Below are 14,044 nucleotides of genomic sequence, written 5' to 3'. Positions count from 1 at the left end.
ATGCCGCTGTCGCAGCTGTTGCCGGACGTGCCGATCGCGCACGACGTGCAGGTCTCGGGTCTGGTGATGGACAGCCGTGCGGTGCGTGCGGGCGATGCCTTCGTGGCAATCGCCGGCTTCGGCGCGCATGGTCTGGGCTTCGTCGAACAGGCGCGTGCCAATGGCGCGGCGGCGGTGTTGTTCGAGCCGCCAGCGCCTGCCGAGTTGCCGGCACCGGCCGATGCGATCGCCGTGCCTGGTTTGCGCGCGCGTCTGGGCGCGATGGCCGATCAGTTCCATGGCCAGCCCTCGCAGGCGCTGCGCATGATTGGCGTCACCGGAACCAACGGCAAGACCTCCACTGTGCAGTTGCTGGCGCAGGCGTTGACGTTGCTTGGAATGCCTACCGGCACCCTCGGCACCTTGGGTGTTGGCCTGTATGGCAATGTCGTGCCGACCGGTTTCACCACGCCGCTGGTGTTGCCTACGCACGCGTTGCTGGCGCAATTACGCGATGAAGGCGCGCAGGCCGTGGCGATGGAAGTCAGCTCGCACGCGCTCGACCAGGGCCGCGTCGACGCAGTGCACTTCGACGTGGCGGTGTTTACCAATCTCACCCGCGATCATCTCGATTACCACGGCGACATGGCGCAGTACGGCGCGGCCAAGGCCAAGCTGTTCACGCGCGCTGGATTGAAAGCAGCTGTGGTGAATCTGGACGATGACTTCGGCCGCACGCTGCTGGCCGCGCTCGACCCGGCGCTGCGCGCGATCGGTGTGAGTTCGCGCGCACAAGCCCAGGCAATGGTGCGTGCGCAGGCGCTGCAGCTGGACCACAACGGCATCAATTTCGCGCTCAACATCCATGGCGAAGTGCATCCGGTGCACTCGCCGCTGCTGGGCCGCTTCAACGTCGATAACCTGCTCGCGGTCGCCGGCGCGTTGTATGCGTTGGACATCGCGCCGGCACAGATCGCCGAAGTGCTTGGTCAGCTGCAGCCGATCCACGGCCGCATGAATCGTCTCGGTGGCGCGCATGGCGCCCCGTTGGTGGTGGTGGACTATGCACACACGCCCGACGCGCTGGAACAGGCATTGGCCAGCCTGCGTTCGCATGCGCAGGACCGGCTGATCTGCGTGTTCGGCTGCGGTGGCGAGCGCGATACCGGCAAGCGGCCGCAGATGGCGGCGATCGCCGAGGTCAATGCGGATGTGGCGATCGTCACCGACGACAACCCGCGTGGCGAAGATGGCGATGCAATCGTGGCCGACATCCTGCGCGGCTTTGCGCGCCCGGATGCGGCGATCGTGCAGCGCGACCGCGCCGCGGCGATCCATCAGGCCATCGGCATGGCCGGTGCCTCCGACATCGTGCTGATCGCCGGCAAGGGCCACGAGCCATATCAGGAAATCGCCGGCGTGCGGCATGCCTTCGACGATGCCATCGTGGCGGCGCAGGCCTTGCTGCCGCGCACCGTGCTGGGAGTGCGCGCATGAAGCTCACTCCGTTGTCGTTGATCGCCCACTGGGCCGGCGGCGAGCTGCACGGCGACGACGCCATGATCGACGCAGTCGGCAACGACACCCGCACGCTCGCCAACGGCAGCCTGTATGTGGCGCTGCGCGGCGAGCGTTTCGATGGACACGACTTTGCCGCCGACGCGGTGGCGCATGGTGCCAGCGGGTTGCTGGTGGATCGCCTGCTGCCGGCGCTGAGCGTGCCGCAGGTGCTGGTGGAAAACACCGAACTCGCGCTGGCGCGTATCGCCGCCGGCATGCAGCGCGACCGCGCCACGCGCGTGATCGCGTTGACCGGCTCCAACGGCAAGACCAGCGTCAAGGCCTTGCTGCTGTCGATCCTGGAAGAGGCCGGGCGTGTCGATGGCACCACCGTCTACGCCAATCCGGGCAACCGCAATAACGAAATCGGCTTGCCGCTGGCGGTGATCGCCGCGCCGGACGATGCGGATGTTGCGATCTACGAAATGGGCGCCGGCAAGCCGGGCGATATCGCCTATCTCACCGACATCGCGCAGCCGCACGTAGCCCTGGTCAACAACATCGCACCCGCCCATCTGGAACGTCTGGGCAGCCTGCTCGGCGTCGCGCGCACCAAGGGCGCCATCTACGCGGCACTGCCGGCCGATGGCGTGGCGGTGATCAATGCCGACGATGCCTTCGGGGCCTGGTTCGAGCAGCAATTGCATGCGCAGCCGGTGCACGGTCGCCGCGTGTTGCGTTATGGCTTGCAGGCCAGCGCCGACATCACTGCACGTGGGCTACGGCTGCAGGAAGGTGGTGCGCAGTTCACGCTGGTGACGCCGCAAGGCGAGGCGCAGATCGCGCTGCCGTTGCCGGGCCGCCACAACGTGCTCAACGCGCTGGCTGCGACCGGACTGGCGTTGGGCGCGGGCATTGCACTGCCGATCATCGCCGCCGGTCTGGCGCAGGCGCGCCCGGTGGCCGGTCGTCAGATCGCACACACGCTGCCCAGCGGCGCGGTGCTGATCGATGACAGCTACAACGCCAATCCAGGTTCGCTGGATGCGGCCATCGACACCCTGGCTGCCGCGCCGGGCGCGGGTTGGCTGGTGCTCGGCGACATGCGCGAACTCGGCCCGGAAGGCAAGGCGCTGCATGCCGCCGCCGGGCGTCGCGCACGCGCGGCCAAGCTGCAGCGGCTGTACGCGTTGGGCGAGCTCAGTGCCGCCGCCGCGCAGGCGTTCGGCGATGGCGGCCGCGTGTTCGCCACTCATGCCGCGCTGGTCGCGGCGTTGCAGGCGGATCTGGCGCAGGTCGCCGTTTCGCCGACTCAAACGCAGGAATCTTCTTCGATGCACGAACACACCGGTGCGGCGGCGCAGACTGCCGCCACCACGGCGCAGGTCCCGCCCACGTTGTTGGTGAAAGGCTCGCGTGGCAGTGCGATGGATCGCATCGTCGCCGCGTTGCTCGCACCGGCGGAGGACACCTCCCATGCTGCTTGAGTTGGCCCGTTGGCTACAGCAACTGGAGAGCCTGTTCGGGCTGTTCAACTATCTGACCTTCCGCGGCATCCTGGCAGCGCTGACCGCGTTGTTCCTGTCGTTGTGGATGGGCCCGGCGGTGATCCGCAAGCTGGGCCAGTTCAAGGGTGGCCAGCCGATCCGTCAGGATGGCCCGCAGACGCATTTTTCCAAGGCCGGTACGCCCACCATGGGCGGCTCGCTGATCCTGCTGACGGTGACCTTGTCGGTGCTGTTGTGGGGCGATCTGCGTAACCGCTATGTGTGGTTGGTGCTGGCAGTGATGCTCTGCTTCGGTGCGATCGGCTGGTACGACGACTGGATCAAGATCGTGCGCCGCGACCCCAACGGCCTGAAGTCGCGCTGGAAATATCTGCTGCAGTCGATCTTCGGCCTGGCTGCCGGCCTGTTCCTGTACTACACCGCCGATGTGCCGGCCGCGATCACCTTCTACATTCCGATGTTCAAGGCGGTGGCGCTGCCGTTGGCCGGCGTGAGCTTTGTGGTCATTGCCTACTTCTGGATCGTCGGCTTCTCCAACGCGGTCAATCTGACCGACGGCCTGGATGGTCTGGCGATCATGCCCACCGTGCTGGTGGCCTGCGCGCTGGGTGTGTTCGCATATGCCTCGGGCAACGTGGTGTTTGCCGAATACCTGAAAATCCCGCTGATTCCCGGGGCCGGCGAGCTGATCATCATCTGCTCGGCGATCGCCGGGGCAGGGTTAGGGTTTCTGTGGTTCAACACCTATCCGGCCATGGTGTTCATGGGCGATATCGGCGCGCTGTCGCTGGGCGCGGTGCTCGGCACCATCGCGGTGATCGTGCGTCAGGAACTGGTGTTGGTGATCATGGGCGGCGTGTTCGTGATCGAAACGCTGTCGGTGATCATCCAGGTCGCCAGCTTCAAGCTGACCGGCAAGCGCGTGTTCCGCATGGCGCCGATCCATCATCATTTCGAACTCAAGGGCTGGCCGGAACCGCGCGTGATCGTGCGCTTCTGGATCATCTCGGTGGTGCTGGTGCTGATCGGCCTTGCCACGTTGAAGGTGCGCTGATGAACGACAACGCGCGTCAAGCCACTCGACTCGAAGCCATCGGCGGCCGCTACGACCCGTGGCTGCTCGGCGCCGCGGCCACGCTCGCCTCGCTGGGCGTGGTGATGGTGGCATCCAGCTCGATCGAACTGTCCGACAACCCGTTCTATTACCTCACCCGTCATCTGCTGTTTCTGGGCATCGGCGTTGGCCTGGCGTTCTGGGCGATGCGGACCGAGCTCAAGACCATCGAGCAGTACAACCAGGTGTTGCTGCTGGCCTGCTTCGGTTTGCTGATGGTGGTGTTCGTGCCCGGCCTGGGCAGCAGCGTCAACGGCGCCAAACGCTGGATCAATCTGGGTGTGTCGAAGTTCCAGACCGTGGAAGCGGTCAAGGTGCTCTATATCGTGTGGCTGTCCAGCTACCTGGTGCGCTTTCGCGACGAGGTCAATGCGACCTGGCCGGCGATGCTCAAGCCGCTGGGCGTTGCGATCGCACTGGTCGGCCTGCTGTTGATGCAGCCGGACTTCGGCTCGTCCACGCTGTTGCTGGCGATTACTGCGGGCATGCTGGTGCTGGGCGGGGTGAACCTGCCGCGCATGTCGATGCCGATCGTGTTCGGCCTGCCGGTGTTCGCCTTCATCGCGATCCTAGAGCCGTACCGCCTGCGTCGCATCACCTCGTTCCTGGATCCGTGGGCTGACCAGCTCGGCTCCGGCTACCAGTTGTCGAATGCCTTGATGGCGGTCGGCCGCGGCCAGTGGACCGGAGTGGGGTTGGGCGCCTCGGTGCAAAAGCTCAACTATCTGCCCGAAGCGCATACCGACTTCATTTTTTCGGTGATTGCCGAAGAACTCGGGTTTGTCGGCGTGTGCGGGGTGATTTCGCTGTACGCGCTGCTGGTCGGCCGCGCGTTCTGGCTGGGCATGCGCTGCGTGGAAATGAAGCGCCACTTCTCCGGCTACATCGCCTTCGGCATCGGCCTGTGGATCAGCCTGCAGAGCTTCGTTTCGGTGGGCGTGAATCTGGGCATCCTGCCGACCAAGGGCCTGACCCTGCCGCTGATTTCCTCCGGCGGTTCGTCGGTGCTGATGACCTGCGTGGCGATGGGCTTGTTGTTGCGCGTGTCCTACGAAATGGATCGCGCCGAGCGCCTGCGCAGCAAGTTGTCGCCGCAGGGTGCGGGCGCGCCGTCGGCGGAGCCGGCCGAGCCGGTGGTCGACTCAGTGCCGCCGGCGTATGCGCCAGCACGCAAACCGCAGCGCGACACTGTGGCTGCCGCTGCACCCGCACCCGCACCGGTCGCTGCAGCATCGGTGGCGCCGGCATCGGCCATCCTGCGCGGCACCAGCCGCATGCAGCCGCGTGTGGAACCGACGTTCGGGAGGATTGCATGAGTAGTAGCCATGCGAATCCCACGCCGGCGTCCGCGCAGTCAGCTGTGGTTCGTCCGGTCATGATCCTTGCTGGCGGAACCGGTGGGCATATCTTCCCGGGCCTGGCCGTGGCCAAGGTGCTGCGCGCGCGTGGCGTGCCGGTGACCTGGCTTGGCGCTGATGGCGCGATGGAAACCCGTCTGGTGCCGCAGCACGACATCCCACTCGACACGCTGGCCATCACCGGGCTTCGCGGAAAGGGCTTGGTGAAACTTCTCGGCGCGCCGGTGCGGGTGATGCGCGCGGTGCGCGCCGCCGGCTTCGTACTGCGCAAGCGCCAGCCGCGTGCGGTGATCAGCTTCGGCGGATTTGCGGCCGGCCCGGGCGGCCTGGCTGCTCGTCTGCTCGGCGTGCCGTTGCTGGTGCACGAACAAAATCGCGCACCCGGCATGACCAACAAGGTGTTGTCGCGTTTCGCGCGTCGCGTGTTGACCGGTTTCCCGGGCAGCTTCGCTGGCGAAGAAGCGGTGGGCAATCCGGTGCGCGCGGAAATCGCAGCGCTCCCCGTGCCGGCTCTGCGCCTGGTCGGTCGTGGTGGCCCGGTACGCATGCTGGTCCTCGGCGGCAGCCAGGGTGCACGCGCATTGAATCAAGCCGTGCCGGCGGCACTGGCGGCACTCGGTCACCCGGATGTCGAGGTGCGTCATCAGTGCGGCGAGAAGCTGCGCGCCGAAGCCGAAGCGGCGTACGCGCAGGCCGGCGTCAACGCCAGTGTCGAACCCTTCATCGCCGACATGGCCGCCGCCTACGCCTGGGCCGATCTGGTCGTGTGCCGTGCCGGTGCCTCCACGCTGGCCGAACTGTGCGCCGCCGGTATCGGCAGCGTGCTGGTGCCCTTCGCCGCCGCCGTCGACGATCACCAGACCCGCAATGCCGAATACCTGGTCGGCGCCGACGCCGCCGTGCTGCTCAAGCAGGACGACACCCTGGCAGTGCGTCTGCAGCAGGTCTTGCAGACCTTGCTCGCCGACCCCGCGCGCCGCCTGTCGATGGCACAAGCCGCCCGCACCCTGGCCAAGCCGGATGCCGCCGAGCACATCGCCGACATCATTCTTCAAGAGGCCGGGAATGGGGATGGCCGGCCTCCGGCCGTCAAAGAGCGAGCGGGATTGGGGATTCGTACAGAGCAACAGCACAAGCAGGACAGCATGCAGAAATCCGTTAATGGCGACCGCTCCGCGCAATTGATCGCCACCAATCTCCAATCCCCAATCCCCAATCCCGCCACCTCCGCAGGAGGTGCCGCGTGATCCGCCGTCTGCAGGACAGCGGCGATCTGGTGCGCGCCTTCCCGCGCGTGCATTTCGTCGGCATCGGCGGCACCGGCATGAGCGGCATTGCCGAAGTGATGCTGACGCTGGGCTATGAAGTCTCCGGCTCCGACAACTCCGATAACGCGGCCACACGTCGGCTGGCCAAGCTGGGTGCGCGGGTGATGCGTGGGCATTCGGCGGCCAATGTGCTCGGCACCGATTGCGTGGTGGTGTCCAGCGCGATCCGCGAAGACAACCCCGAGCTGATGGAAGCGCGCAGCCAGCGCATTCCGATCATGCCGCGTGCGGCGATGCTGGCCGAGCTGATGCGCTTCCGTCGCGGCATCGCGGTGGCCGGCACGCACGGTAAGACCACCACCACCAGCCTGGCGGCGGCCGTGCTGAGCGAAGGCGGGCTGGATCCGACCTTCGTCATCGGCGGGCAGTTGCTGGCTGCCGGTGCCAACGCCAAACTCGGTGGCGGCCAGTGGCTGGTGGCCGAAGCCGACGAGAGCGATGGCAGCTTCCTGCGCCTGAACCCGTTGATGGCGGTGATCACCAATATCGATTCGGATCACCTGGAAAACTACGGCAACGATTTCTCGCGCATCCAGGCGGCATTCGCAGAATTCCTGCAGCGCCTGCCGTTCTACGGTCTGGCCCTGCTGTGCATCGACGACCCGGAAGTAGCGGCACTGGCCAGCAAGACGCCGCGCCACGTGATGAGCTACGGCATGAGCGAAAACGCCGACGTGCGCGCCGAAGATGTGGTGCAGGATGGCCCGCGCATGCGCTTCACGCTGCGCCTGCCCGAGGGCACCACCACACCGGTGACGCTCGCACTGCCGGGCCGTCACAACGTGCTCAATGCGCTGGCAGCAGCGGCGATCGGTTGGCAATTGGGCGTGGCGCCGGAAACCATTGCGCGTGCGCTGGAAAACTTCGCCGGCATCGGCCGCCGCTTCAATGATCTGGGCGAAGTCACCACCAGCACCGGTGCACGCGTGCGCGTGGTCGACGATTACGGCCACCATCCGCGCGAGCTGGAAGCGGTGTTCGCCGCCGCCCGTGGCGGCTGGCCGGACAAGCGTCTGGTGGTCGCATTCCAGCCGCATCGTTACAGCCGTACCCGCGATCAGTTCGATGCCTTTGCCGCAGTGTTGAGCACCGTCGATGCGTTGGTGTTGAGCGAGGTCTACCCGGCCGGCGAAGCGCCGATTCCCGGCGCCGATTCGCGTGCGTTGGCGCGTGCCATCCGTGCGCGCGGCCGCAGCGAGCCGGTGGTGGTCGGTCAGATTTCGGGCCTGGCCGAAGTGTTGCCGGACGTGCTGCAGGACGGCGATCTGTTGCTGATGATGGGTGCCGGCGATATCGGTTACGTGGCCCAGCACATCATCAATAACGGCTTCACCGGAGCGGCTGCATGAGCGCGACGGTCGCCAACGTGCGCGGCACCGATCCGGCTGCGTTCGGTCGCGTTGCCGTGCTGCTCGGCGGTACCTCGTCCGAGCGCGAAGTGTCGTTGAACTCCGGCAGCAACGTGCTTGATGCACTGCGCGCGCGCGGCGTCGATGCACAGCCGGTCGACGGCATTCCGGCACTGGCGCAGGCACTGGTCGAAAAACGTTTCGACCGTGTCTTCAACGTGCTGCACGGCCATAACGGCGGCGGCGAAGACGGCATCGTGCAAGGCCTGATGGAAGCGTTCAAGGTGCCGTACACCGGCTCCAACGTGCTCGGCTCGGCGCTGAGCATGGACAAGATCCGCACCAAGCAGGTGTGGCTGTCGCTTGGCCTGTCCACACCGCGCTATGCGCGTCTGGCCGCCGGCGCCAGCGCCGATCAAATTCATGCCGCCGCACAGCAGATCGGCCTGCCGGTCATCGTCAAGCCGGCCAACGAAGGCTCCAGCGTCGGCATCAGCCGCGTGTTCGACCAGGCCCAGCTCGAGGAAGCCGTGGTGCTGGCGGCGCGTTACGACGGCGCGCTGCTGATGGAGCAGCTGATCGAAGGCGACGAACTCACCGTGGCCGTGCTCGGCGAAGTTGCGCTGCCGTCGATCCGCATCGTGCCCAAGGGCCAGTGGTACGACTACAACGCCAAGTACGTGGCCGACGACACCCAGTACCTGTGCCCGGGCCTGGAAGGCGATGCCGAAACGCAGATCCGCCAGCTCGCACTCGACGCCTTCCGCGCTGCCGGCGCACGTGGCTGGGGCCGTGTGGACGTGATGCGCGACCGCGCCAGCGGCCAGCTGTATCTGCTGGAAGTGAACACCGCTCCGGGCATGACCAGCCACTCGCTGGTGCCCAAGGCCGCGCGTCAGCTTGGTATCGATTTCGAAGAACTGGTCTGGCGCGTGCTGGAGCAGACGCTATGACGGCGGGATTGGGGATTCGGCATTCGGGATTGGTGAACAGCGACGCCGCGTGCGCCGTTGCTGTTGCCGTTGCGAATCCCCAATCCCGAATCACCAATTCCGTGCGCGGAACGCGCCCATGAACGCCACCCTGCGCATCCTGGCCTGGTTGATCGCGGTGACGCTAGTCGCGTTGCCTGTGGTGGCTGTGCTCAATGGCTGGGTCGGCGCCGAGCGTTGGCCGTTGGCGCGGTTGCGGGTGTCCGGCGACTTCAAGCGGGTGCCTGCCGAAGAGCTGCGTGCGGTGGTGCTGCCGTATGCGCGCTCGGGTTTTTTTGCAGTGAAATTGCAGAACGCGCAAGACGCCATCGCACGGTTGCCGTGGGTGGAAAGTGCGCAGGTGCGCAAGCGTTGGCCGGACGTGCTGGAAGTGCGCGTCACCGAGCACAAGCCGTTCGCGCGCTGGGGCACCGACCGCATGTTGTCCGAGCAGGGAAGGCTGTTCCGCACCCCGCCGTTGTTGAAGGACTTCAAGCTGCCGCAACTCGGTGGCCCGGACAGCAAGACGCAGGACGTGGTGGCGCTGTACAACGAATCGCGCGCGCTGTTCGCCCCGACCGGGCTGGATGTGGAGCGCCTGGAAATGGACGCACGCGGCAGCTGGTCGCTGGGCCTGAGCAACGGCGTGCAGATCGTGATCGGCCGCGACGATGCGCGCGCACGCCTGCAGCGCTTCGCCCGCGTGTTGCCGCAACTGGCCGACCCGCAACGCCCGATCGCCCGCGCCGACCTGCGCTACACCAATGGCTTTACGGTCGAACGAAAAATGGAAGAGGGCTTGCCGGAAACCAAGAAAAAGGTGCCGCCGGCTGCGCCTGCCGCACACCACACGGTTGTTCTGGAATTGCCCCGTAACCGTAGACCGATCTTCTCCAATCCCGAATCCCGAATCTCGAATCCCGGCTTTAAGACATGAACCGCAAAGGCGACAAATCCCTCATCGTTGGACTGGACATCGGCACCTCCAAGGTCGTCGCGCTGGTCGGCGAGTACTCGCCCGGCAATCCGATCGAAGTGATCGGCATCGGTTCGCATGAATCGCGCGGCCTCAAGCGCGGCGTGGTGGTGGATATCGAATCCACCGTGCAGTCGATCCAGCGCGCGGTGGAAGAAGCAGAGCTGATGGCCGGCTGCGAAATCCGCTCGGTGTACGCATCGATCTCCGGCAACCACGTGCAGTGCAAGAACTCGCCCGGCATCGTGCCGATCCGCGACGGCGAAGTGACCTGGAGCGATCTGGAGCGCGTGCTGGATGCGGCCAAGGCCGTGGCCATTCCTGCCGACCAGCGCATCTTGCATGCGATCCCGCGCGAATACGTGCTGGACGATTCGCAGGAAGGCATCCGCAATCCGGTCGGCATGACCGGCGTGCGCCTGGAGGTGCATGCGCATCTGGTGGTATGCGCGCAGTCGGCCGCGGCCAATATCACCAAGTGCGTGCAGAAGTGCGGCTTGCAGGTCGACGATCTGGTGCTGTCCTCGCTCGCATCGTCGGTGGCGGTATTGACCGCCGACGAGCGCGAACTGGGCGTGGTGCTGGTGGATATCGGCGCCGGCACCACTGACCTCGCCGTCTACGTGCAGGGCGCGATCTGCCATACCGCCTCGCTGCCGATCGCCGGCGACCATGTCACCAACGACATCGCGCACATGCTGCGCACGCCGACCCCGGAAGCCGAGCAGATCAAGGTGCGCTATGCCTGCGCACTGGCGCAGCTGGCCACCGCCGAAGAAAGCATCCAGGTGCCCTCGGTCGGCGATCGCCCGCCGCGCCGCATGCCACGGCATGCGCTCGCGCAGGCAGTGCAGGGCCGTTACGAAGAAATTTTCGAAATGGTGCAGGCCGAATTGCGCCGCTCCGGTTTCGAGGAAATGGTGCGCGCCGGCATGGTGCTCACCGGAGGCGCGTCGAAGATGGAAGGCGTGGTCGAACTGGCCGAAGAAATGCTGCAGATGCCGGTGCGCGTGGGCATTCCCCAGCACGTCACCGGCCTGGGCGAAGTCGTCGGCAACCCGGTGCACGCCTCCGGCGTAGGCCTGTTGCTGATGGGCAGCCAGATTGAACACCCGCGTCGTCCGTCGATCCCGACCGGACGTGCCGGGAGTTTGTTCAAGAAATTGAAGAACTGGTATCGCGGCGAATTCTGAGGGGCCGGGATTTGGAATTCGGGATTTGGGATTGGTAAGAGCGAAAGAAAAAGCAGAGTGGCAGCAAAGATCAAGTAGAGAGCGGCGAGCGGGTAGGCGGTAAACTTTTTTGCAGGCATTGCGTCGAGGAGTAGGTGAGGTGAGTCGTAGAGCGCAACAGCGCATCTACGGTCCCGCACACGAATCCCGACTTTCAAACAACAACACTCGCCGTGGTGCGGAGTGGACAGGGACCAACGCTTTTGCGAATCCCAATCCCCACTCTCCAATCCCGGCTCAAGAGGACACTGACATGGCACATTTTGAACTGATCGAAAAGATGGCTCCCAACGCGGTAATCAAGGTCGTTGGCGTGGGCGGCGGCGGCGGTAACGCGGTTGCACACATGGTCAACACCAACGTCGATGGCGTGGAATTCATCACCGCCAACACCGACTCGCAGGCGATCAAGAACTGCGGCGCCAAGTTGCAGCTGCAGCTTGGCACCAACGTCACCAAGGGTCTGGGCGCAGGCGCCAATCCGGAAGTCGGCCGTCAGGCCGCGCTGGAAGATCGCGAGCGCATCATGGACGCGCTGCAGGGTGCGGACATGGTGTTCATCACCGCCGGCATGGGCGGTGGCACCGGCACCGGTGCAGCGCCGGTGGTTGCGCAGCTGGCCAAGGAAATGGGCATCCTGACCGTGGCCGTGGTCACCAAGCCGTTCCCGTTCGAAGGCCGCCGACGCATGCAGGTTGCGCTGAAGGGCATCGAGGAACTGAGCCAGCATTGCGATTCGCTGATCACCATTCCCAACGAAAAGCTGATCACCGTGCTCGGCCGCAACGCCACCATGATCCAGGCCTTCCGCGCTGCCAACGACGTGCTGCAGGGCGCCGTGCAGGGCATCGCCGACCTGATCGTGCGTCCGGGCCTGATCAACGTCGACTTCGCCGACGTGCGCACCGTGATGTCGGAAATGGGCCTGGCCATGATGGGCACCGGTTCGGCACGCGGCGACGATCGCGCGCAGGCCGCTGCCGAAGCCGCCATCCAGAACCCGCTGCTGGACGATGTGAACCTGGCCGGCGCCAACGGCATCCTGGTCAACATCACCGCCGGCCCGGACTTCACCATGGCCGAGTTCGACGAGATCGGCCGCACCATCGAAGCGTTCGCCTCGGAAGATGCCACCGTGGTCGTCGGTACCGTGCTCGACCCGGACATGCAGGACGAAGTGCGCGTCACCGTGGTCGCCACTGGCCTGAACCGTGCGGTTGCACGTCAGACCCAGCGTCCGGACCAGCGCGCGCCGATCAAGCTGGTGCGCAACGCCACCACCGGTCAGCCGGAATTCGGCGATTTCGAAACCAGCGGTGGCGATGCGGTGTCCAAGGCGGTTGGCGGCAGCATGGGCCTGGGCCTGCGTCGTCCCAGCAGCGACTCGGTCGGCAGCAGCAACACCAACGGCGGCGGTTCCTCTGCGCCGGCGGCAGACCTGCCCAACGACTACCTGGATATCCCGGCGTTCCTGCGCCGCCAGGCAGACTGACGCTTCACTACGATGCCACCTTGGTGGCGCCGCCCGCAATGCCCCGAGGTTCGCTTCGGGGTTGCAATGCCATGTCCTCTTTCTGCCGGATCGACGCGTTGATCCGGCAGCTTTTGCAGTGGCGTGACCGGTCGATTACAGTTGCCGTCACGCGTGACTTGTTAAAATTCGGATAATCTCAACGATTGGACAGCCGGTTCAGCGCCTGTCTGCATTGTTCATCCAGACTTCGCATATGACCCAGCAACGCACTCTCAAAAACACCATTCGTGCCACCGGCGTCGGCCTGCATAGCGGCGACAAGGTGTATATGACGCTACGACCGGCTCCTGTCGATCATGGCGTGGTGTTCCGGCGTGTGGACCTGGAACCTGTTGTCGAAGTCCCCGCCGATGCCGAGCTGGTCACCGAGACCACGCTGTGCACCGGTTTGACCTGCAATGGCGCCAAGATCCAGACCGTGGAGCATCTGATGTCGGCATTGGCCGGCCTGGGTGTGGACAACGTCATCGTCGAACTGTCTTCGGCCGAGTTGCCGATCATGGATGGCTCGTCCGGCCCGTTCGTGTTCCTGCTGCAGTCGGCAGGCATCGTCGAGCAGAACAAGGCCAAGCGCTTCATCCGCATCAAGCACACGGTGGAAGTGCGCGAGGGCGACAAGGTTGCGCGCTTCGAGCCATACGAGGGCTACAAGCTCGGCTTCACTATCGAATTCAATCACCCGATGATCCCGGCCAAGCAGTCGCGCCAGGAAATCGAGTTCTCCACCTCGGCCTACGTCAAGGAAATCTCGCGCGCCCGCACCTTCGGCTTCATGCGCGACCTTGAGTACATGCGCGAGCGCAATCTGGGCCTGGGCGGTTCGATGGACAACGCCATCGTGCTGGACGAGTTCCGCGTGCTCAACGAGGACGGCCTGCGTTACACGAACGAATTCGTACGCCACAAGATCCTGGACGCCATCGGCGATCTGTATCTTGCCGGCGGTGCCATCCTGGGCGCCTACGAAGGCTTCAAATCCGGCCACGCGCTCAACAACAAGCTGGTGCGTGCGTTGCTGGCCGATCAAGCCGCCTGGGAATGGGTCAGCTTTCCCGAAGGCAGCCTGCAGCCGCCTGTCACTTACGCCAGCCCCGTCTACGCCTGATGTCAGGGAATGCCTTAGTTGGCGTTCGAAGTGTGAACTCCGTCGGATTTCCGACCCGTTCTTAACGTTTATTTAAGACTTCTCTAACTC

The 14,044-nt window shown here is 65.3% G+C and carries 11 protein-coding genes; all 11 read left to right on the top strand.

The window, feature by feature from the left end; genetic code table 11:
• The 11 genes from AC1KVG_RS03525 to lpxC all read left to right on the top strand — a co-directional run bounded on the left by AC1KVG_RS03525 (position 1) and on the right by lpxC (position 13,954).
• Positions 1-1,476: a UDP-N-acetylmuramoyl-L-alanyl-D-glutamate--2,6-diaminopimelate ligase gene (locus AC1KVG_RS03525; RefSeq protein ID WP_481093622.1), complete on the top strand. Its 1,476-nt coding sequence runs from the start codon at positions 1-3 to the stop codon at positions 1,474-1,476.
• Positions 1,473-2,966 carry a UDP-N-acetylmuramoyl-tripeptide--D-alanyl-D-alanine ligase gene (locus tag AC1KVG_RS03520; RefSeq protein WP_481093522.1) on the top strand — a complete coding sequence of 498 codons (1,494 nt, stop codon included), beginning with the start codon at positions 1,473-1,475 and terminating at the stop codon, positions 2,964-2,966. Before AC1KVG_RS03525 ends, AC1KVG_RS03520 begins: the two co-directional genes overlap by 4 nt.
• Positions 2,956-4,041, top strand: coding sequence for a phospho-N-acetylmuramoyl-pentapeptide-transferase (mraY, locus tag AC1KVG_RS03515; RefSeq protein WP_023902725.1), 1,086 nt, complete (start codon positions 2,956-2,958; stop codon positions 4,039-4,041). The genes AC1KVG_RS03520 and mraY overlap by 11 nt, the downstream gene beginning before the upstream one ends.
• Positions 4,041-5,417: a putative lipid II flippase FtsW gene (ftsW, locus tag AC1KVG_RS03510; RefSeq protein ID WP_168957080.1), complete on the top strand. Its 1,377-nt coding sequence runs from the start codon at positions 4,041-4,043 to the stop codon at positions 5,415-5,417. Before mraY ends, ftsW begins: the two co-directional genes overlap by 1 nt.
• Complete coding sequence (murG, locus tag AC1KVG_RS03505; RefSeq protein WP_481093521.1) at positions 5,414-6,706, top strand: undecaprenyldiphospho-muramoylpentapeptide beta-N-acetylglucosaminyltransferase; 1,293 nt, start codon at positions 5,414-5,416, stop codon at positions 6,704-6,706. The genes ftsW and murG overlap by 4 nt, the downstream gene beginning before the upstream one ends.
• Positions 6,703-8,136 (top strand): UDP-N-acetylmuramate--L-alanine ligase, encoded by a 1,434-nt coding sequence (gene murC, locus AC1KVG_RS03500; protein ID WP_023902728.1) that lies wholly within the window; start codon positions 6,703-6,705, stop codon positions 8,134-8,136. Before murG ends, murC begins: the two co-directional genes overlap by 4 nt.
• Positions 8,133-9,089 (top strand): D-alanine--D-alanine ligase, encoded by a 957-nt coding sequence (locus tag AC1KVG_RS03495; RefSeq protein ID WP_481093520.1) that lies wholly within the window; start codon positions 8,133-8,135, stop codon positions 9,087-9,089. Before murC ends, AC1KVG_RS03495 begins: the two co-directional genes overlap by 4 nt.
• Before the next feature lie 118 nt (positions 9,090-9,207).
• Positions 9,208-10,044, top strand: coding sequence for a cell division protein FtsQ/DivIB (locus AC1KVG_RS03490; RefSeq protein ID WP_481093519.1), 837 nt, complete (start codon positions 9,208-9,210; stop codon positions 10,042-10,044).
• Positions 10,041-11,276, top strand: coding sequence for a cell division protein FtsA (gene ftsA / locus AC1KVG_RS03485; RefSeq protein WP_003485272.1), 1,236 nt, complete (start codon positions 10,041-10,043; stop codon positions 11,274-11,276). The genes AC1KVG_RS03490 and ftsA overlap by 4 nt, the downstream gene beginning before the upstream one ends.
• 292 nt (positions 11,277-11,568) lie before the next feature.
• Positions 11,569-12,807 carry a cell division protein FtsZ gene (ftsZ, locus tag AC1KVG_RS03480; RefSeq protein WP_104550786.1) on the top strand — a complete coding sequence of 413 codons (1,239 nt, stop codon included), beginning with the start codon at positions 11,569-11,571 and terminating at the stop codon, positions 12,805-12,807.
• 235 nt (positions 12,808-13,042) lie between these two features.
• Entirely contained in the window at positions 13,043-13,954 is a 912-nt protein-coding gene (gene lpxC, locus AC1KVG_RS03475) for a UDP-3-O-acyl-N-acetylglucosamine deacetylase (RefSeq protein ID WP_481093518.1), read from the top strand.
• The last annotated feature ends 90 nt before the right edge of the window (positions 13,955-14,044 follow it).

It is taken from the genome of Xanthomonas sp. NCPPB 3959 (genome assembly GCF_056675575.1).
The sequence above is the reverse complement of the archived record's forward strand: the minus strand, read 5'-3'. Positions and strand labels throughout refer to the sequence as shown.

Coding starts and splice junctions, on each gene's coding strand:
- AC1KVG_RS03525 (WP_481093622.1), top strand. CDS start 1: ATGCCGCTGTCGCAGCTGTTGCCGGACGTGCCGATCGCGCACGACGTG.
- AC1KVG_RS03520 (WP_481093522.1), top strand. CDS start 1,473: ATGAAGCTCACTCCGTTGTCGTTGATCGCCCACTGGGCCGGCGGCGAG.
- mraY (WP_023902725.1), top strand. CDS start 2,956: ATGCTGCTTGAGTTGGCCCGTTGGCTACAGCAACTGGAGAGCCTGTTC.
- ftsW (WP_168957080.1), top strand. CDS start 4,041: ATGAACGACAACGCGCGTCAAGCCACTCGACTCGAAGCCATCGGCGGC.
- murG (WP_481093521.1), top strand. CDS start 5,414: ATGAGTAGTAGCCATGCGAATCCCACGCCGGCGTCCGCGCAGTCAGCT.
- AC1KVG_RS03495 (WP_481093520.1), top strand. CDS start 8,133: ATGAGCGCGACGGTCGCCAACGTGCGCGGCACCGATCCGGCTGCGTTC.
- AC1KVG_RS03490 (WP_481093519.1), top strand. CDS start 9,208: ATGAACGCCACCCTGCGCATCCTGGCCTGGTTGATCGCGGTGACGCTA.
- ftsA (WP_003485272.1), top strand. CDS start 10,041: ATGAACCGCAAAGGCGACAAATCCCTCATCGTTGGACTGGACATCGGC.
- ftsZ (WP_104550786.1), top strand. CDS start 11,569: ATGGCACATTTTGAACTGATCGAAAAGATGGCTCCCAACGCGGTAATC.
- lpxC (WP_481093518.1), top strand. CDS start 13,043: ATGACCCAGCAACGCACTCTCAAAAACACCATTCGTGCCACCGGCGTC.